20 protein-coding genes are annotated in these 17403 nt (G+C 72.0%); 10 read left to right on the top strand and 10 right to left on the bottom strand.

Features of this window, described 5'->3' with window-relative positions; genetic code table 11:
- Window positions 1–2: 2 nt before the first annotated feature.
- The 4 genes from ACLJQM_RS10090 to ACLJQM_RS10075 all read right to left on the bottom strand — a co-directional run bounded on the left by ACLJQM_RS10090 (window position 3) and on the right by ACLJQM_RS10075 (window position 4289).
- A complete protein-coding gene (locus ACLJQM_RS10090; RefSeq protein ID WP_410630896.1) occupies window positions 3–1784 on the bottom strand; it encodes a glycoside hydrolase family 76 protein in 1782 nt (593 codons plus the stop codon).
- Between the two features lie 93 nt (window positions 1785–1877).
- Window positions 1878–2456 carry a CPBP family intramembrane glutamic endopeptidase gene (locus ACLJQM_RS10085; protein ID WP_410630895.1) on the bottom strand — a complete coding sequence of 193 codons (579 nt, stop codon included), beginning with the start codon at window positions 2454–2456 and terminating at the stop codon, window positions 1878–1880.
- Entirely contained in the window at window positions 2453–3349 is an 897-nt protein-coding gene (locus ACLJQM_RS10080) for an NAD(P)H-binding protein (protein WP_360771626.1), read from the bottom strand. The genes ACLJQM_RS10085 and ACLJQM_RS10080 overlap by 4 nt, the downstream gene beginning before the upstream one ends.
- 10 nt (window positions 3350–3359) lie before the next feature.
- Entirely contained in the window at window positions 3360–4289 is a 930-nt protein-coding gene (locus tag ACLJQM_RS10075) for a DMT family transporter (protein WP_410630893.1), read from the bottom strand.
- A 73-nt stretch (window positions 4290–4362) separates the two neighbouring features.
- Between ACLJQM_RS10075 and ACLJQM_RS10070 the strand changes: the two genes are divergently transcribed.
- Window positions 4363–5280, top strand: a complete 918-nt coding sequence (locus ACLJQM_RS10070; protein ID WP_360771631.1) for a LysR family transcriptional regulator — start codon at window positions 4363–4365, stop codon at window positions 5278–5280.
- A 15-nt stretch (window positions 5281–5295) separates the two neighbouring features.
- Here the strand turns inward: ACLJQM_RS10070 and ACLJQM_RS10065 are convergent, their stop codons facing one another.
- Complete coding sequence (locus ACLJQM_RS10065; protein ID WP_410630891.1) at window positions 5296–6180, bottom strand: LysR family transcriptional regulator; 885 nt, start codon at window positions 6178–6180, stop codon at window positions 5296–5298.
- Between the two features lie 85 nt (window positions 6181–6265).
- Between ACLJQM_RS10065 and ACLJQM_RS10060 the strand changes: the two genes are divergently transcribed.
- Window positions 6266–7210: a threonine/serine dehydratase gene (locus ACLJQM_RS10060; protein WP_247021871.1), complete on the top strand. Its 945-nt coding sequence runs from the start codon at window positions 6266–6268 to the stop codon at window positions 7208–7210.
- Here the strand turns inward: ACLJQM_RS10060 and ACLJQM_RS10055 are convergent.
- Complete coding sequence (locus tag ACLJQM_RS10055) at window positions 7164–7982, bottom strand: LLM class flavin-dependent oxidoreductase (RefSeq protein WP_247021869.1); 819 nt, start codon at window positions 7980–7982, stop codon at window positions 7164–7166. The genes ACLJQM_RS10060 and ACLJQM_RS10055 overlap by 47 nt on opposite strands.
- Window positions 7983–8061: 79 nt before the next feature.
- The gene (locus ACLJQM_RS10050) at window positions 8062–8892 is read right to left on the bottom strand and encodes a peptidoglycan-binding domain-containing protein (RefSeq protein ID WP_247021867.1); all 831 of its coding nucleotides are present in this window, start codon (window positions 8890–8892) and stop codon (window positions 8062–8064) included.
- A gap of 419 nt (window positions 8893–9311) precedes the next feature.
- Between ACLJQM_RS10050 and ACLJQM_RS10045 the strand changes: the two genes are divergently transcribed.
- From ACLJQM_RS10045 to ACLJQM_RS10025, 5 genes are all read left to right on the top strand, one after another.
- The gene (locus tag ACLJQM_RS10045; protein WP_360771639.1) at window positions 9312–10364 is read left to right on the top strand and encodes an NlpC/P60 family protein; all 1053 of its coding nucleotides are present in this window, start codon (window positions 9312–9314) and stop codon (window positions 10362–10364) included.
- A 64-nt stretch (window positions 10365–10428) separates the two neighbouring features.
- Window positions 10429–10851: a hypothetical protein gene (locus ACLJQM_RS10040; protein WP_410630890.1), complete on the top strand. Its 423-nt coding sequence runs from the start codon at window positions 10429–10431 to the stop codon at window positions 10849–10851.
- A gap of 58 nt (window positions 10852–10909) precedes the next feature.
- A complete protein-coding gene (locus tag ACLJQM_RS10035; protein WP_360771644.1) occupies window positions 10910–11110 on the top strand; it encodes a DUF3072 domain-containing protein in 201 nt (66 codons plus the stop codon).
- Window positions 11111–11213: 103 nt separating this feature from the next.
- Window positions 11214–11492 carry a hypothetical protein gene (locus ACLJQM_RS10030; RefSeq protein WP_410630889.1) on the top strand — a complete coding sequence of 93 codons (279 nt, stop codon included), beginning with the start codon at window positions 11214–11216 and terminating at the stop codon, window positions 11490–11492.
- 6 nt (window positions 11493–11498) lie between these two features.
- Entirely contained in the window at window positions 11499–11681 is a 183-nt protein-coding gene (locus ACLJQM_RS10025; protein ID WP_410630888.1) for a hypothetical protein, read from the top strand.
- A 4-nt stretch (window positions 11682–11685) separates the two neighbouring features.
- Here the strand turns inward: ACLJQM_RS10025 and rho are convergent, their stop codons facing one another.
- Complete coding sequence (gene rho / locus ACLJQM_RS10020; RefSeq protein ID WP_410630887.1) at window positions 11686–12747, bottom strand: transcription termination factor Rho; 1062 nt, start codon at window positions 12745–12747, stop codon at window positions 11686–11688.
- A gap of 343 nt (window positions 12748–13090) precedes the next feature.
- Between rho and ACLJQM_RS10015 the strand changes: the two genes are divergently transcribed.
- Window positions 13091–13513 (top strand): ATP-binding protein, encoded by a 423-nt coding sequence (locus ACLJQM_RS10015; RefSeq protein ID WP_410630885.1) that lies wholly within the window; start codon window positions 13091–13093, stop codon window positions 13511–13513.
- Window positions 13514–14241: 728 nt separating this feature from the next.
- Here the strand turns inward: ACLJQM_RS10015 and ACLJQM_RS10010 are convergent.
- Window positions 14242–14454 (bottom strand): hypothetical protein, encoded by a 213-nt coding sequence (locus ACLJQM_RS10010; protein WP_247021851.1) that lies wholly within the window; start codon window positions 14452–14454, stop codon window positions 14242–14244.
- A 42-nt stretch (window positions 14455–14496) separates the two neighbouring features.
- A complete protein-coding gene (locus ACLJQM_RS10005) occupies window positions 14497–15669 on the bottom strand; it encodes a glycoside hydrolase family 64 protein (RefSeq protein ID WP_410630884.1) in 1173 nt (390 codons plus the stop codon).
- 323 nt (window positions 15670–15992) lie between these two features.
- Here ACLJQM_RS10005 and ACLJQM_RS10000 point away from each other — a divergent pair, with 323 nt between their 5' ends.
- Both ACLJQM_RS10000 and ACLJQM_RS09995 read left to right on the top strand, forming a co-directional pair.
- Window positions 15993–16889: a glycoside hydrolase family 16 protein gene (locus ACLJQM_RS10000; protein ID WP_410630883.1), complete on the top strand. Its 897-nt coding sequence runs from the start codon at window positions 15993–15995 to the stop codon at window positions 16887–16889.
- 17 nt (window positions 16890–16906) lie between these two features.
- Window positions 16907–17401: a methylated-DNA--[protein]-cysteine S-methyltransferase gene (locus ACLJQM_RS09995; RefSeq protein WP_360771661.1), complete on the top strand. Its 495-nt coding sequence runs from the start codon at window positions 16907–16909 to the stop codon at window positions 17399–17401.
- Window positions 17402–17403 lie beyond the last annotated feature (2 nt).

Below are 17403 nucleotides of genomic sequence, written 5' to 3'. Positions count from 1 at the left end.
GCCTACCCGGCCGCCAGCACCGCTTCCAGCCCGGACGCCTGCGTGCGCCAGTCGGCCGCGTTCGGGGTGGCCCCGGTCCAGCGCAGCCCGATCCGGTTCAGCGGGTCCCGGTCGCCCGCCCACAGCGCGTCCGCCTGCTTCCGCGCGAACGCGCGGTAGGCCGCCGAGCCCGTCGCGGTCGCGAGGTCGCCGAAGTACCGCATGAAGATGCCCTTGAACTGCTTCTGGTTGTCGTCGCAGGACCCCGTCTCGCAGGACTCGGCGAGCACGCCACCGGACGTCAGCCGCGTCATCGCCGCGTCGGCGAGCCGCTTCGCCGCGTCCAAATAGGACTGGACGCCGGTGCCGCGCCACAGTTCCAGCAGCCCGCCGATCCCGAGCCCCTGGTTGTACGTCCAGACCGTCTGGCCGTTGTTGGCGCAGGAGGAGGTCAAGCCGTCGTTCACCAGCCCGGACGCGTTGACCATGCCGCTGCCGAGGTACCAGTCACCCGCGGTGCGCGCCCGCTGCCCCCACAGCGTGTCACCGGCGATCCGCAGGTGCAGGGACGCGGTCAGCCGCAGGTGAAGCCCGGCGGTGACGGCGTTCTTGTACGTCCGCTCGCGGTCCCACCACACCCCGCCGCCGCAGGTGCCGGTGTCCCAGAACCCCTGGACGTAGTTCGCGATCGTCGTCGCCTCGGTGAGGTAGCGCGCGTCGTGCGTCCGGTCGTAGACGGCGAGCCAGGCCAGGCCCCACCACGCGCTGTCGTCGATCGCCCGGCTGACGAAGTGCCCGTCGATCGGGTCGGAACTCCTTGCCCCGGCGGGGAAAGCGACCCGGTTGACGTCGAAGGTGCGCGCCAGCGCGCTTTCGAACCCGCCCGCGTCCGCGACCGCCGTGACCGCGACCGCGGAGTTCCACCAGCTCGACGGCCACCAGGCGGTGTACGGCTCGGAGGACCACATCAGGGCGTCGAGCGCGCCGGCCGCGCGGGTCGTCGCCGGGCGGGCCCAGGCCGTGCAGCCGCCCTGCGCGTGCGTGGCTTCGCGGCCGCACGCCCGGACCGCGCCGCCGTAGAGCCGGCCGCGGGGATCACGCGTGGCGAACGCTGTCGTGTGCGTGCCGGCCGCGCCCGCGGGGGTGCTCGTGCGGCCCAGCGACGAGCCGTCGGGCCAGCTCGCACCGGCGTCCCACGAGCGGTCGAGCCAGATCTCGTCCCCGGCGCCGCCCGCTTCGATGCCGGCCCACGCCAGCCCGTGGCCGTCGAAGTGGAGCCGGATCGCGCGGCCGAAAAGCGTCGCTGGCGCAACCGGCTGGCTGTCCCCGGCGCCCGGGGCGCTCCGGTCGCACGCGCTGTCGCAGACGTCCGGGTAGATCCAGGCGGTGCAGCCGACGCCTTGCGCGTCGCCGCACGCGCGGACCAGGCCACGGCGGTGGTGCGCCGGGTCGGTCAGGTTGTACATCAGGGTGCGGGTGCCGGTCCACGAACCGGGGACGCTCGCCTTGCCCAGCAAGCCTTCCCAGGTGGCGCCGCCGTCCCAGGAGCGGTCGAGCCAGACGGCGTCGCCGGGGACGCCGTTGTCGATGCTCGCCCAGGCCATGCCGTCCGGGTCGGACGCGTGCAGCCGCAGCACGCGCCCGTTGAGCACCTTGTAGGGCAACGGAAAACTCTCCCGCGCGGCCCGCGACGGGTCGAGGGTGTCGCACGAGGTGACGCACACCGCGGCGGCGGTCGTCGCCGCGGTCGCGGGGATCGGGGCCGGGGAACCGAACACGAGCAGCAGCACGAGCAATGTCCGCATCGACATCCCTCTCCACGCACCGGGGTTCGTTCCAGCATAGGAACACCGGGGCCGTCCGGCGAAGGATTCTGTCCGGTTCCGGACAACAGTGGTCTAGTCCTCCGGCGGGAACAGCCGCGGCATGACCGCGAGCATCAGCGCGGACCACGCCACGTGGGTCAGCATCGGGGCCTGCACGCCGCCCGCGCGGTGGCGCTGCACGGCGAAGAGCGTCCCCATCACCGCGGAGGCCAGGACCAGCGCGGGGTTCCGCGTGGCCGTGGTCGACAGGACGTAGACCGCGGTGGCGCCGCGCGCCCCGAAGGCGTCGTAGAGCGCGCCGCGGAAGAACGCCTCCTCCGCCACGCCGGTGACCAGCGTCGTCACCGCCACCGACGGTGTCGAACCGCGGTGGGCGTGGTCGAGCACGCCGGTGATCGCGCGGCGCAGCGGCGGGATGTGCCGGGCCACCAACGCGCCGCAGTAGAACACGCCGAACGCGCCGACGCCGACCACCAGCGGCTGGACGACGTCCGGGCGGCCGCGCGGCACCCGGCCCGCCCCGGCGAACCACGTCGCCGCGACCGACGCCGTGAGCGTGTGGAACCGGCGCGAACCGGGCCGGCTGGCCAGCGACGCGCCGAGCAGCCCGGACCCGGCGGCCGTGACGGCGGCCAGGAGCGCCCGTCTCACGCGGGCCGCCTGCTCTTCGCGCGTTCCCCCAGCGCCTGCAGCACGGCCTCGTCGTAGCCCAGCGGCTCGAACTCGACGATCCGGCGGATCGCGTCGTCGCGGACGACGACCTCGTTGGTCATCGAGTCGATCAGCGCCCGCCCGGTCGTCACGTCGATGTCGGTGACGAACGAAAGCCAGTACGACGACAGGCGCGGGGAGAGCAGCGGCACCGGCAGGATCAGCAGCGACCGGCCTTCGATCGCGGCGACGCGCTGCAGCATGTCCCGGTAGGCCAGCACTTCGGGGCCGCCGATCTCGAACGTCTTCCCCTCGGCCTCCGGGTGGTCGAGGACGCCGGCCAGGTAGCGGACGACGTCGGCGATCGCGATCGGCTGGGTGCGCGTGCCGACCCAGCGCGGGGTGATCATCGCCGGCAGGTGCTCGACCAGCTGCCGCGTCAGCTCCCACGACGTCCCGCCGTGGCCGATCACGATCCCGGCGCGCAGCACGGTGACCGGGACGCCGGTCTCCCCCAGCAGCCGTTCGACCTCGCGGCGGCTGGCCAGGTGCTCCGACAGCGCGTCGTCGTCGTCGCCGAGCCCGCCGAGGTAGACGATCCGGCTTACGCCGGCGTCGGCCGCGGCGCGGGCGAACGCGCGCGCGGCGTCGGCGTCACGGCGCTTGAAGTCCGCGCTGTCGAGTGAATGCACCAGGTAGTAAGCCGCTTCGACGCCCTTGAGCGCGTCACGTAGGGAGCCGACGTCGGCGACGTCGCCGCGCACGGCCTTCCCGGCCCCGCCGTACTTCGCGGGGTGGCGGGTCATCGCCAGCACCTCGTGCCCGGCCGATTCCAGCGCCGGGCACAACCGGCTGCCGACGAAGCCGGACGCACCGGCCACCAGTACCCGCATGCCCGCGACGTTAGCCGGGACGCCGGTCGCGCGCAGATCGTCCGCCACCGGCGATGCACACCGCCGCGACCACGCCCGCGCAGCCGATCAGCTGCAGCGCGCTCGGTGCCTCACCCAGCAGGGCGATGCCCAGGAGCACCGCGCCGACCGGCTGCAGCAGCATCAGCGTCGCGCCGGTGGTGGCCGACATCCGGGGCAGCGCGGCGGAGATCAGGATCCACCCGATCAGCTGGCCGACGACGGCGAGCGCGACCAGCCAGCCGAAGGCCGCCGGCGGCGGGGTCAGGTCGAGCGTGCCGGTGGGGACGCCGGCCACGAAGGCCACCACGCCCGCCGAAACCGTCGCCAGCGCGAGCGAGTTCGCCTGGGTGCCCTTGGCGCCGCTGAGCCGGATCAGGAACAGGTAGAGCGCGTACCCGGCGCCGGCCAGCAACGCGGCGACCGCGCCGGTCACCGGGTCCGGGCCGAACGAGCCGGTGCCGGCGAAGCCGCCGGCCAGCACGACGCCGCCCAGCAGCACGGGCGCGACGACGAGGAACCGCTTCGACGGCCGCTCGCGCAGGAACGCGAACGCCAGCACCGGCACGATGACCACCTGGACGGCGAGCAGCACGGTGGCGATGCCGGCGCCGACCCGCGGGATCGCCTCGCCCCACAGCACGAAGTCGAGGCCGAGCCCGGTGCCGGCCAGCAGCGGCAGGAGCACGCGGCGGTGCACCGAGCCCGCCTTCCGCCGTTCGCGCGCGGCGAGCACGACCAGCACCGGCAGGGCCAGCAGGCAGCGCCAGAACGCGCTCGTGCTGCCGCTGGTGTGCGAGACCTTGATGAAGACCGACGACAGCGAGATGCAGAAACTGCCGAGCGCGGCCAGCAGCCGGGGGTCGAACCGGCTGGTGAACGTCGGTGCGGGCGTCGTCGGACGGGGCGCGGTCGTGGTCACCCCTCCAGCGTGGGGGCCACGACTGTCAAGGACAAGCGAATGTTCCTTCCCGGAATTCGGTAGCATCCCTACTGTGTTCGGACTCGAGAGGATGCGGGCGCTGCACGCCGTCGCGACCCAGGGCTCGGTCGCCGCGGCGGCCGCCACGCTGCACGTCACGCCCTCCGGGGTGTCGCAGCAGCTGGCCAAGCTGGAGCGCGAAGCGGGCCAGACCCTGCTGGAACCCCACGGCCGCGGCGTCCGGCTGACCAAGGCGGGCCAGGTGCTCGCCGGGCACGCCGAACGGATCCTGGCGCAGGTCGCCGAGGCGAAGGCGGACCTGGAACTGCTGCGTGAGGACGTCTTCGGGCCGTTGCGGGTCGGCGCGATCCCGACGACGGTGCACGCGCTGCTGCCGCCCGCGCTCACCACGCTCTCGACGCAGCACCCCGGGCTGGTGGTGACGCTGCACGAAGGCGAGGCCGAGCAGACGATCCCGCGGGTGGTGTCCGGCGAACTCGACGTCGCCGTGGTGGAGAGCTGGGCCGACCGCCCCACGGAGATCCCGCCGTCGGCGACCGGCATCCCGCTGTTCGCCGACGTCGCCGACCTCGCCCTGCCCGCCGGGCACCGGCTGGCCCACCGCAAGGCCGTCGACCTGGGCGAGCTGGACGACGTGGCGTGGATCGCGTGGAGCGCCGGGTCCGGCTGCTACGAGTGGCTCACGCAGGTGCTGCGCGAGCAGCGGCTGGAGCCCCGGATCAGCTGCACGGTCGGCAGCTACCCGACCCAGCTGGCCCTGGTGGCGGGCGGCATCGGCGCGGCGCTGGTACCCCGCTTGGCCCGCGACCGGCTGCCCGACGGCGTCCGGATCCTGACCACGCGCCCGGCGCTCGACCGGACGATCTTCGCGATCTGCCGGGCGGGCGAGGAGAACGTCGGCGCGGTGCGCGCGTGCCTGGACGCGCTCCGGGCGGCGTCGGCGCGCTTCGAGCCCGCCGGCGCGCGCTGACGGCCACCGCCTCCCCTAGCGACTGAGCAGCGCGACCATCTCGGTCACCAGCGGGCCGGGCCGCCGGTGGTGCACCAGGAAGATCTCACGGACCGGCCGCGCGTCGGCCGCGTCGCGGACCTCGATCCGCGCCGGGCCCAGCCGGGCGAGCACGCCCTCGGGCACGAACGCGATCCCCAGCCCGGCCTCCACCAGCGCCAGCACGACCTGGTAGTCCCGGGTTTCGTAGGCCACCCGCAGCGCGACCCCGGCGGCGTCGGCGAGCTGCTCGAGGCAGCCGCGGTTGGGCGCGCCGGGGCTGCCGGAAATCCACTCCTCGCCGGACAGCGCGCGCAGGGTGAGCCGCCGGGCCCGCGCCTTCGGGTGGCCGGCCGGGAGGATCAGGCGGAACCGCTCGGAGCGCAGCAGCTTCCGCGTGAGCCCGCGCGGGTCGGGCAGCGGCGCCCCCGGGTAGCGGTGGGTGATCAGCAGGTCGAGGTCGCGGGAGCTGACCAGGCCGTAGCCGTCGGGTGGTTCCAGGTCCAGCAGCCGCAGCGCCACCGCGGGGTGGTCCCGGCGGAAGTCGGCGAGGGCGGCGGGCACGAGCGTGCTGCCGGCGCTCGCGAAGGTGCCCACGGTGAGCTGCACGGGCTCCTCGCCGAGCAGGGCGCGGACCGTCCGCTCGGCGGTGCGCAGCTCGCCGACGATCGTCTCCGCGTGGCCGAGCAGCGCTTCCCCGACCGGCGTCAGGGTGACGCCGCGGGCGTGCCGGTGCAGCAGCCGGGCCCCGACGTCGCGCTCGAGCTTGGCCAGCTGCTGCGAGACGGCCGAAGGGGTGAAGGAGAGCCGCTGGGCGGCTCCGGCGATCGAGCCGGCGTGCGCGACCTCGGCCAGCACGGCCAGTCGGTGGGCGTCGAGCACGATCACCTCCGGCCATCAGCTCCGCTAACGGCAGCATAGGAGACGTCGCTGGTGCTTACGGCCGGCCGGCGCGCATGCTGGGCGCATGATCAGCACCGCGGATGTCGAACTGGCGGCCACCCGGATCCGGGGCCGGGTCCGCCGGACGCCCGTCCTCGCCGACGACGGCGTGTGGTTCAAGCTGGAGCAGCTGCAGCACACCGGGTCGTTCAAGGCCCGTGGCGCCTTCAACCGGATCATCGCGGCGGGCGAGCTCTCGGCGGCCGGGGTGGTGGCCGCCTCGGGCGGCAACGCCGGGCTCGCGGTCGCCCACGCCGCCCGCGAATTCGGGGTGGCCGCGCGGGTCTACGTCCCCGCGAACGCGCCCGCGGTGAAGGTGGCGAAGCTGCGGACGCTGGGCGCGGCCGTCGAGCTGGTCGGCGACAAGTACGCCGACGCCTACGACGCCGCCGTCAAGCACGCGGCGGACTCGGGCGCGCTCTTCTGCCACGCCTACGACCAGCCGGAGATCTGCGCCGGCCAGGGCACGATCGGCCTGGAGCTGCTGGCCGACGTCGACGGGCTGGACACGATCCTGGTGGCGGTCGGCGGCGGCGGGCTGCTGGCGGGCATCGCCGCCGCGGTCGAAGGCCGTGCCCGGGTGATCGGCGTCGAGCCGCGCACGGCTCCGACGCTGAACGCGGCGCTGGCCGCGGGCGAGCCGGTCCCGGTCGAGGTGTCCGGGATCGCCGCCGATTCGCTCGGCGCGTCCCGGCTCGGGGACATCGCGTTCGCGGTCGCCACCCGCACGGACGTGGGCTCGGTGCTGGTCGGCGATGCGGAGATCCTCGACGCCCGCGCGGCGCTGTGGGACCGCTACCGCCTCGCCGTCGAACCCGGCGGGGCGACGGCGTTCGCCGCCCTGCGCACTGGGGCCTACCGGCCGGCGCCGGGCGAGCGGGTCGCCGTCCTGCTCTGCGGGGCCAACACCGACCCGGCGACGCTCACTTCCCCGCCAGCCGCGCCACCAGCGGCGCGAACTCCTCGGTGAACGCCCCGTTGACGCTGAAGTAGGAGATGCCGAGTTCCTCGCGACGCCGTTCGAGCTCCTCGGCCATGGCGTCGGTGCCGCCGCGGAGCATGGCGAGCGAGTCGTGCTCGATCAGCGTTTCGGCGTCGACCCCGATGAACCCGCGGATCCACGGCGGCACCTGCTCGCCGACGACCCAGATGTTGAGCGCGAACTCGAGGTCCCGGTCGCCGGCCGCCGCGCGAATTTCGCCGATGTAGGCCGCGGTTTCCGCGCGGGTGGTCAGCGCGCCGCCAGCGAGGGTGACGATGTCGGCCTTCTTCGCGGCGAGCACCCGCGCCTTGGGCCCGCCCGCGGCGATCATGACCGGGGTGTGCGCGTCGCCGTCGAGCCGCCGCACGTGGTCGACGGTCTCGGAGATCGAGTCGAGCCGCTCCTGGCCCGAGCCGTAGGGCAGGCCCAGCTCCGCGGCCTGCTGGCGCATCGTCGGGAGCCCGGTGCCGAGGCCGAGTTCGAACCGGCCGTCGGTGACGGCGGTCAGGCTGTGTGCCTCCCAGGCCGCCGCCCGCGCGGTGCGCAGCGGACTGGCCAGGACGAACGAGCCGACGCGCAGCTCGGTGGTCACCGCGGCGGCGGCCGCGAGCGACGCGGTCGGCGTCGGCAGGTTGAGGTTGTCCGGCGAGAGCAGCGTCGAGTAGCCGAGCTCTTCCGCGCGCCGGGCGGTCTCGCGCCATTTCGCGCCGCCCTCCCCGGCCGCCGCGACGACACCGAACCGGAACGCCTTGCCCGCCATCGGGACACCCCCAGAGAGTTGGTCCCCCGATCAAACCACCGGCGAGCCCGGCCGTGCCACCACGGCCGGGCGTCCGGTGTCAGCCGCGCTGGTACTCCTCCCACGTCACCTTGGTGACCGACGGGCCGTCGTCGGCGCCGCGGCCGGCCAGGCCGTTCATGCCCAGGTAGTAGTCGCCGGTCTGGTGCTGGGCGCCCGAGGACAGGTCCGGGTCGGAGATCGCCATCGCGTGGATGTGGTAGGCGAAGCCCTGGGCCGGAGTGCGCAGCCAGGCCGCGAACCCGACCTTGCGCAGCGCCTTCAGCAGGTTCGTCCGGCTGGTCGAGGACAGGCTGGACACCGAGATGTCCATCGCGCCGCCGCCGTCGTGGGTCCCGGCCGAGGCGTCGACGCCGCCCGGGTTGTACGAGCCCTGCGTCAGGCTGACCGACGAACCGAAGATGCCTTCGGCGGCCACGAGCATCGCCTTGGTGCGGGTGTTGAGCGTGACGCCGTGGTAGGTGACGTGGCTGCCCGCGGACACCGGGCCGGTGACCGTGTAGCGGCCTTCGCCCAGCTTCTCCAGCGACGTCTTGCCCGGCAGGCCGGAGGCGTCGATCCCGGTGTAGCCCAGCGACTTCTGGTACTGGGAGTACGCCGTGATCGTGGTGGTGCCGAAGTAGCCGTCGACGTAGGTGCTCGCGAGGAGCCCCTTCGCCTGCAGCGCCTGTTCGACGAGCAGGACGCTGTCGTGCGCGCCCGGCGTCTGGGTGTCGTCGGCCCGGCGCGGGTCGATCTGGGCCGCCTTGAGCACGGCCTCCATGTTCGCCGTGGGCAGCGCCGTCGTGACCGCGGTTTCGGCCTGAGCCGGTGCGGCCACGGCGAACGCCGCGGCGGTGAGCGCCGTCAACACGGCGGCCTTCGTGAACATCCCTGTCCTCCACTGGTCGGAATCTCTTCGGCCAGGAGGATCACCCGGCGGAATACAAGGGACGTACAAACCGGGCTCATACCCTTGGGGGGTAGGGTACTTCTCGACGGTGACGACGTGTAATCCCCACCACACCCTTTTCCATTACCACTGGTCCAGCCGTGTTTCCCATCGTCACGGAGAGTTGCGACTGACCCGCACTGGACGGTGCCGTGTTCTTTTCGTAACCTGTTCGAGATCTCGCGGCCCCCGGTCGTCGATGGACGGCGACGCGAGATCGCCGCCGATACCCCCCTGCCGGGTACCGGACACCCACAGCGCGCTCTTCCTGTTGCGATAGAGCGCGCTCCGGGCGAGGCCCCCGACTCGCCCGTCCGGCACCCGCCGGCGGCCGAACAGCAAAGGAGACCCGCGCGAGAATGCGTACGCATCCCGTAAAGCGCGTGGTGTCAGGTGCCCTCGCCGCGGCCTCGGTGATCGCCGTCGTCACCATGGCCCAGCCCCCGGCCACCGCCGCCCCGATCCCCGTCCTGCAGGCCCCGCCCGCGGGCTCGGACGCGCTGGCCAAGTACCGCGAACTCGCGGGACAGGCCGAGAAGCTCAACGAAGACCTGCTCAAGGCCCAGGACGACCTGACCGCCAAGCAGGGCCAGCTCGACAAGGCCAACGCCGACGTCACCGCCGCGAAGGACGCCGGCGCCCAGGCGATCGAGGCGAAGCAGAAGTACCAGACCCAGGTGGACAAGTTCGCCGGCGCGTCGTTCACCAGCGGCGCCCAGATGAACAAGCTGTCGGCGCTGCTGGCCGGCACGTCCACCCAGGACTTCCTGGACCGCTCGGCCGCGCTCGAGGTCATCGCGACCGACAAGAACGCCGCGATGGACAACCTCAGCGTCGCGGCCGACAAGGCCACCGCGGCCGAGAAGGCGGCGGCGGACGCGGCGAAGCGCGCCCAGGACGCCCGTGACGCCGCCGCCAAGCTGGCGTCGGACATCGAGGGCAAGAAGAAGAATCTGCAGGCGCAGCTCGACCAGATCGAGGCGCAGAGCCGGACCCTCAGCACCGCCGACAAGGCGGCCCAGAAGGACACCGGCGGCGCGGCGCCCAACGTCAAGGCGCCGACCGCGGCGGCCCAGGCGGCCGTCAACGCGGCGCTGAGCAAGCTCGGCAGCGCGTACGTCTGGGGCGCCACCGGGCCGGGCACGTTCGACTGCTCGGGCCTGATGCAGTGGGCGTACAAGCAGGCCGGCATCAGCCTCCCCCGGACGTCGTCGGCCCAGGCGGGCTTCGGCACCGCGGTGTCGCGCAGCCAGCTGCAGCCGGGCGACCTGGTCGCGTACTACTCCCCGGTGTCCCACATCGGGATGTACATCGGCGACGGCAAGATGGTCCACGCCCCGACGAGCGGCGACGTCGTGAAGATTTCGCCGCTGATGAGCCAGTACGCGGGAGCCACGCGCCCGACGGCGTGAGTCGTTTTGCCGAGTGCCCCGTTCCGGGAGGTGTAGAAATCCCGGAACGGGGCACTTTCGCGTCATGGTCGAGAAACCGGACGCCGCCACCGTCGAAGCCGTCGGCAAGGTCACCGAGGCCCTCGAGACGATCGAGCGCGCCCGCGGGCACCTGTATTCGTTCCACCAGCTGACCGGCAGCGCGGACCTGGCCCTCGGCGAAGCCGTGGAGCAGCTCGAGAAGGCGGGCCACGCGGACTGGGCGCAGCGGATCTCCGAGGAGCTCATCGGGCTGAACGTGTTACCCGATCGGTGGACTTTCCAGGTCGTCGAGGAGTACGACGACGGGTACTACAAGGCCTGTCGCGACCTCGAGCGTTCGCTGCTGGAGTCGCTGACCGGAGGTCGCCGCCACCTGCACGAACAGCAGATGAAGGACGACCGCCGGACCCACGGTCGCGCCGGTCACGAGGCCGGCCCGCCGACGACCCCGCCGGCCGGCCGATGAGCGGCGAGTGTCGGACCCTCGCGCTAGAGTGCGAACAGACGTTCGAAATGGAGGAGTCATGACGGATCAGGTCGAGCCCAACCCGGAGAAGGACCCGAGCGATTGGACCACGGGTGACGAACCGATGACGGGGCCGCAGAAGTCGTACCTGCAGACGCTGGCACAGGAAGCGGGGGAAGAGGTACCGGAGAACTTGACGAAGGCGGAGGCTTCGGCGCGGATCGACGCCCTGCAGCAGACCACGGGCCGCGGCAGCTGAGCGAGCGGCCGTCTCGGCTTCGTGTGCCCGAGGCCACGGCATGTCGTCCACCTTCACGGGTAATCCCGTTCGAGATGCCCGACTCCCCGAAGGAGGACATCCCATGTACGTCATCGTGCTGATCGTGGCCTTGGGTGGGCTGCTCGTGCTCGGCGCGACCGCCGTCCGGGAGCTGCCGAAGGCGTATCCCCTCACCGCGAAGCGCACCCTCGTCGCGGCGTGGCTCGTGGCCGCTGCCGGGGTCGGGTGGTGGGCGTTCGCGCCCGGGGCGGGAGCGCTCGTCGTGATCGTCGCCGGGCTCGGATTTCTCGTCGCCACGCTCAACCGCGGGCCCGAGCGGCCGTCCTACCCGCGCGCCACTCCCTATCAGCCACCTCGATGAACGGCGGTGACCGTGTCCCGACCGAACGAACAGCAGCCCGAAATCGCACGGGCCGAGACTGAAGATCCCGGCCGGGCGGAGGATGACCTCTACCGGTCCGGCGAAGGTGAACCGCCGGAGAGCGTCGAGGAAGCCCGTGGTGCCGGGCAAAAGGTGATCGGCGAACTGCGGGAGCGAGGCGAAAGCTGAGCTGTCAGGCCGCTTTCGGTGCCGCCGCGCCCATCACGCGGAGCAAGAACTCCGCGTTGGAGCCGGTCTTGCGGAGCTGGTCCAGCAGCTGCTCGATCGCATGCGGGCCCGACAAAGCGCGCCGGATTTCGTGCATCGCCGCGAGTTCTCCTGACGTCACCAAGAGTTCTTCGCGCCGGGTGCCGGATCCCTGGAGGTCGACAGCCGGGAAGATGCGGCGCTCGGCGGCCTTGCGGTCGAGCTTGAGTTCGGCGTTGCCGGTGCTCTTGAGCTCTTCGAAGAACACCGTGTCGGCCAGCGAACCGGTTTCCACCAGGGCCGTCGCGACGATCGTGAGGGAGCCGCCGCCTTCGACGTTGCGGGCGGCGCCGAGGAGGCGCTTCATGGGCTGCAACGCGGCCGCGTCGACGCCACCCGAGAGGGTGCGGCCGGAGGGGCGCGCCGAAAGGTTGTACGCACGACCGAGGCGGGTGAGGGAGTCGAGCAGCAGCACGACGTCTTCGCCGCGCTCCACGAGGCGTTTCGCGCGCTCGATGGTGAGCTCGGCCACGGCGACGTGTTCGGCGGGCGGCCGGTCGAAGGTGGACGCGATCACTTCGCCGCGCACGGTGCGGCTCAGTTCGGTGACCTCCTCGGGGCGTTCGTCGGCGAGCAGCACGAGCAGCCGGCACTCCGGGTGGTTGGCCGCGATACCGTGACCGATCTCTTGCAGCACAGTGGTTTTCCCGGCTTTCGGCGGCGAAACGACGAGCGCGCGCTGCCCCTTGCCGAGCGGGGTGACGAGGTCGATCACGCGCGGCAGCAGCCGCGACGGCGTGGTTTCGAGCAGCAGCCGCTGATCCGGGTGCACCGGCACCAGGTCGGCGAAGTGCGGGCGCGGTTCGTCCGGGCCGACGCCGTCGACGCTGATGATCTCTTCGGCGGTGCCGGTGATTTCGTCCCCGGCGCGCAGCTTGTACTTGCGCACCAAGGAAAGCGGGATCGCGACGTCGTCGGGCGTGCGGCCGTGGCCGTGCCGGACGAACGGGGTTTTTCCGGACAGGTCGAGGATTCCGTGAAAAGGCATGAGTGTCTCCTGATGAGGTGTCGGTCGGGGCGTAGCACGGCGCCGACCGGGAATGGGGAAAGAGGCCGAGCGGCCTGGATCCGGGAGCTTCCTCCGGGCGGCCAAGGGGCCGACATCCACGAGGAGCACTTCCACTGTAGCGAGACATTTCACAAAGCACAACGGGTAAGACCCCGTCGCGATGGGTAGCTCACAGGAGAAGCCCGCCGAAACGGGGGAAAGCGGCTGACGATGGGAGCGGATCGTGTATCGACATACCTCGGAAACCGGCGTCGATACGGGCGAGAGCACCGACGCCGACCAAACCGGGACCACGGCCCCGCAGCGCAGGAAGGCTGATGCCGTGGTCGTCTCGCCCTTCGAAGAACTGGCGCCGGCCCTGCCGAACGAGGTGGCCGACCTGCGCCGCAAGCTGACCCGCTGGCTGGGCGAACTGCCACTCGACGCGGAGAGCACGCACGACATCACGCTGGCCACGTACGAAGCGCTGGCGAACGTCGCGGCCCACGCCTACCCGAGCGGCCACGGCTGGGCCCGCCTCCAAGCCACCCACACCGGCGACACGGTGACGGTGACGGTCACCGACACGGGCTGCGGAATCCCGGCAACCCGCCCCCGCGCAGCAGGCCTCCGCACTTCGGGTGGTCGCGGCCTGGTGCTGATCGACAAGGTGACGGACCAGTCGGAAATCGAAACGGGCGACACCGGAACAACGATCCGGATGACCTGGCGCCCGGCTTCGCTGCGCGACGCAAGCGGAAGCTGAGCAAGCCGAGAGCTCATCGCCGGCTCGCCAAGGTGCGAAGGACCAGACACCGAAGCGGGCCGGCGAGCTTGTGCCCGGCCACGGCGGGATTGCACGCAAGGGGGCGGCCACTATCGGCACGATCGCGGTCGGCAGCGCACGGCTGACCGCGGCCAGGATTGCGCGAAGGGGACCGCAAGCACCGCCAGCTCTTGGCGACAGAACATCGCTGGCCGAGCACCGGCCGCAAAGCGGCAGACGGTCCGGCGCACGACCGACTGAAATACCACGCCGCAGCGGCCCGGCGCGGCGGAAATCGGCCAAGACCGGCGCCACCACGGTCCGCAGCGCACGCCCGGCTATGGGCGGAATTGCACGCAACAGGGGCAGCCATCACCGGCGCGATCGCGGTCGGCGGCGCACGCCAGCCAAGCAGCCAAGCCCTCAAAGCTCCGGTACCACCCACCGCCAACGCCGGGCAGGTCGGCGGCTCAGCACCAACGCCGGGCGCCACCGCGGCTCAGCGCAAACCCCAGCGGCCGCCGCTCGACACGAAGGCCGGCACCGACGGCCGCCGCTCAACGTGAAGACCCACCCACCGACGGCCGCCGCTCAACACGAAGACCCCGCACCGACGGCCACCGCTCAACGTGAAGATCCCCCCACCGACGGCCGCCGCTCAGCGGGATGAACCCACACCCGGCAGCTCGACCTCGACTCACTCCCCCCAAGCCCCCGAAAGTCTCCCCTCAAGCCGCGCTGGCGAGGCGGACCAGGCGGTTCATCGGGTACAGCACCAGTTCGCGCTCTTCATCCGTCGTGAAGATCTCGACGGAATCCTCCACCAGCTCCGCCGAGGTCACCTGTAGTTGCCACGCGGGCAGCCCCGGCGCCGGCTCGTGCCAGAACCACTGGCCCTTGGTCAGCTGGTGCGCCGGGACCGTCGCGTCGTCCGTGTTCATGCAGTGAGGCTAGCCGCCACCACCGACAGTTTTCGCACTGCCTCAGCCGTGCGTGGCACCGACTGTGACCGTGAGCACGTCCGGGTCGCCCGCGAAGACCGCGCCGCTGAAGTCCGGGCCGGGGCTCACGTCGTCGTAGGGGAACGCGTAACCCCGGTTGTCCGGGAGTTTCGAGTGGACGATGCGCGCGTAGTGGTTGGTCGTCTCCCCTGCGTAGAAGCGTGCCGGGTCCTCGTCGGCCGGCTGGTTCGGGTTGTCGAGCAACGTCGTGCGGTTCAGGGCCGCCGCCAGGCGGGGGACGATGGCCTTGCGCGCGTCGCTCGCGCCCGCGGCCAGTGCGAACGGGCCGCTGTCGCAGCTCCACACGTCCGCCGTCGCCGGCTTCGCGAAGGATTCCGCACCGAAGACCAGCTGGCCGCCCGAGACGCGGCCGGTGAACTTGCCGATGCCCGGGTTCTGCGAGTCGACGACCAGGTCCGTGCCCTCGTACTTCGCCCACACCTGGTCGATGTAGCCGTCGAGGTAGCCACCGAACCGGGACGCGTGGTGGTGCGGGGACAGCACGCGCAGGTTGGCGCCGCCGCCGGTCTGGACCAGGTTCGGCCACTCGCCGCCCAGCGCCGTCAGGGACGAGGCGATCTGGTCCACCGCGCCCGCCGGCAGCCCCTGGACCGTCGAGGTCCCGGAACCCGCCGTCGTCAGGGACAGTCCCATCGGGATGCCCACGAAGTCGACGTAGCTGATGTTGGCGAACAGCTGCGTGTCGTTGAACGTGAACTCGCTGAACGACCAGTTCTTGCCGTAGTTCGCATCCCCGGAGTTGAGGAAGCTGGGGTGGACCAGGTTCGGGCCCGGGTCGAGGAAGAAGTCCAGCTTCGCGTCCGTGACGACGTAGATGCGCGCGCCGCCCATCTTGGGCACCGATACCTGCGCGCCCGAGCCGATCGGGATCGCGCAGTCTTCCGGCAGCGGGGTGGTCGGCGCGCCCGGCGAGGCCGGGTAGTACGGCGTACCGTCGGCGCGCAGCAGCACCAGCTTGCCGTCCGGGGTCGTGCCCGTGACGTAGGCGTACACGGTGCCCGAGCCGGAGTTGTTGACGAGCTTCAGGCCGAACTGGTCCGGTGTCGCGGCGTAGGCCGGCCGCGCGAGGGGCAGCACCGTGGCCGTGGCGAGCGTCGCCGCCGAAAGGCTGAGGAACGAGCGCCGGGAGATCATGGCGTCCTCCACGTTGAGGAAACGGCGGAGTCCATAAAGGACTACCGAGGGCGGTTCGCAGGATTCGTTGTGGACGTAAACAAACTATGACTCCGGTTTCGTTACCTGGCAACCCTTCGAAAGAAGGTCCAGACCACCGTCTCACCCGGCCCGCGCGGTGCCCGGCCGCCGCGAATTCCAAACGCGACGCCCACCGGTGCGCCCCCGGGTCTCGGGTGCCGGGTACTTCCGGGCACATCCCTTGACGCGGGCGCGGACCGGCGGCGACAGTGGACGGCCTCGCAGGTCGTGGACGGCCCGTTCCCCTCAGGAAGCGAGACCCCATGCGCACCCCCACCCGGCTGGCCGCCGTGCTGGCAACGTTGTCATTCCTCGCCGCGGCCGCTCCGGCGCACGCCGCGGAAACCTGGACCACCGTCTTCCAGGACGACTTCGACGGCGCCTCGGGCACCGGCCTGAACACCCAGGACTGGCTCTACGACAAGGGAACCGGCTACCCCGGCGGCGCGGCGAACTGGGGCACCGGCGAACTCGAGACCGCGACGGACTCGACCGCCAACGTCTACCACGACGGCCAGGGCCACCTGGCGATCAAGCCGCTGCGCGACGCCGCCGGCAACTGGACCTCCGGCCGCATCGAGACCCAGCGCACCGACTTCGCCGCCCCCGAAGGCGGCCAGCTGGAGATCAGCGCGACGCTCAAGCAGCCCTCCCCCGCCGGCGGCCTCGGCTACTGGCCGGCGTTCTGGGCGATGGGCGCGGACGCCCGCCCGGTCGGCGCGACGAACTGGCCGAGCATCGGCGAGCTCGACATCATGGAAGACGTCAACGCGCTCAGCAAGCACTCCACGACGTTCCACTGTGGACAGTGGCAGGGCGAGTGCCACGACCCGGACGGCATCACCAGCGACCTGCAGGAGTGCGCCGGCTGCCAGGACGGCTACCACACCTACTCCGTCGTCGTCGACCGTCGCAACACCGGCGCCGAAGAGCTGCGCTTCTCCCTCGACGGCACCCAGACGTTCGCGGTGAAGCAGAACCAGGTCTCCGCGGGCACCTGGAAGGCCGCCGTCGACCACGGGTTCTTCGTCATCTTCGACGTCGCCATCGGCGGCTCGTACCCGAACAAGGTGTGCGGCTGCACGAGCCCGTCCGCCGACATCACGCCCGGCGCCGAGATGAGCGTCGACTCGCTCTCGGTCAAGACCAGCCAGGGCTGACCCGTACGCTGGGCGCCATGAAGCACGCCGTCATCGCGTCCCCGATCGGACCGCTGACCCTGGTCGGCGACGGCGAGGCGCTGGCCGGGCTCTACTTCGACGGCCACCTGCGGACGCCGAGGATCACCGACCTCGGGCCCCGGGACGACGACGGCTTCGAGGCGGCGAAGCGGCAGCTCGGCGAGTACTTCGCGGGCACGCGGCGCGAGTTCGACCTCGAACTCGCGCCGCGCGGCTCCGCGTTCGAAAAGCAGGTCTGGGCCCTGCTCACCAAGATCCCTTACGGCGAGACCCGCACGTACGGGCAGCTGGCCGCCGAGCTGGGCGACCCCGGCGCCGCGCAGGCGGTCGGGAACGCCAACGGCTGGAACCCGATCAGCGTCGTCGTGCCCTGCCACCGCGTGGTCGGCACCAGCGGCGGCCTGACCGGGTACGCCGGCGGCCTCACCCGCAAGCGGTTCCTCCTCAGCCTGGAGGAACCGCCCGCGGCCGAGGTCGGCCGGCTCTTTTGACG

The sequence above is a fragment of the Amycolatopsis sp. cmx-4-83 genome (assembly GCF_046548815.1).
In the GTDB taxonomy this organism is placed as follows: Bacteria; Actinomycetota; Actinomycetes; order Mycobacteriales; family Pseudonocardiaceae; genus Amycolatopsis; species Amycolatopsis pretoriensis_A.
This window is presented reverse-complemented; position numbering and strand designations above follow the sequence as displayed.

What these genes read in the sequence shown, in the direction of transcription:
- ACLJQM_RS10090 (WP_410630896.1), bottom strand. Translation starts at nt 1,784, where the DNA reads ATGCGGACATTGCTCGTGCTGCTGCTCGTGTTCGGTTCCCCGGCCCCG.
- ACLJQM_RS10080 (WP_360771626.1), bottom strand. Translation starts at nt 3,349, where the DNA reads ATGCGGGTACTGGTGGCCGGTGCGTCCGGCTTCGTCGGCAGCCGGTTG.
- ACLJQM_RS10060 (WP_247021871.1), top strand. Translation starts at nt 6,266, where the DNA reads ATGATCAGCACCGCGGATGTCGAACTGGCGGCCACCCGGATCCGGGGC.
- ACLJQM_RS10055 (WP_247021869.1), bottom strand. Translation starts at nt 7,982, where the DNA reads ATGGCGGGCAAGGCGTTCCGGTTCGGTGTCGTCGCGGCGGCCGGGGAG.
- ACLJQM_RS10050 (WP_247021867.1), bottom strand. Translation starts at nt 8,892, where the DNA reads ATGTTCACGAAGGCCGCCGTGTTGACGGCGCTCACCGCCGCGGCGTTC.
- ACLJQM_RS10045 (WP_360771639.1), top strand. Translation starts at nt 9,312, where the DNA reads ATGCGTACGCATCCCGTAAAGCGCGTGGTGTCAGGTGCCCTCGCCGCG.
- ACLJQM_RS10040 (WP_410630890.1), top strand. Translation starts at nt 10,429, where the DNA reads ATGGTCGAGAAACCGGACGCCGCCACCGTCGAAGCCGTCGGCAAGGTC.
- ACLJQM_RS10035 (WP_360771644.1), top strand. Translation starts at nt 10,910, where the DNA reads ATGACGGATCAGGTCGAGCCCAACCCGGAGAAGGACCCGAGCGATTGG.
- ACLJQM_RS10030 (WP_410630889.1), top strand. Translation starts at nt 11,214, where the DNA reads ATGTACGTCATCGTGCTGATCGTGGCCTTGGGTGGGCTGCTCGTGCTC.
- rho (WP_410630887.1), bottom strand. Translation starts at nt 12,747, where the DNA reads ATGCCTTTTCACGGAATCCTCGACCTGTCCGGAAAAACCCCGTTCGTC.
- ACLJQM_RS10010 (WP_247021851.1), bottom strand. Translation starts at nt 14,454, where the DNA reads ATGAACACGGACGACGCGACGGTCCCGGCGCACCAGCTGACCAAGGGC.
- ACLJQM_RS10005 (WP_410630884.1), bottom strand. Translation starts at nt 15,669, where the DNA reads ATGATCTCCCGGCGCTCGTTCCTCAGCCTTTCGGCGGCGACGCTCGCC.
- ACLJQM_RS10000 (WP_410630883.1), top strand. Translation starts at nt 15,993, where the DNA reads ATGCGCACCCCCACCCGGCTGGCCGCCGTGCTGGCAACGTTGTCATTC.
- ACLJQM_RS09995 (WP_360771661.1), top strand. Translation starts at nt 16,907, where the DNA reads ATGAAGCACGCCGTCATCGCGTCCCCGATCGGACCGCTGACCCTGGTC.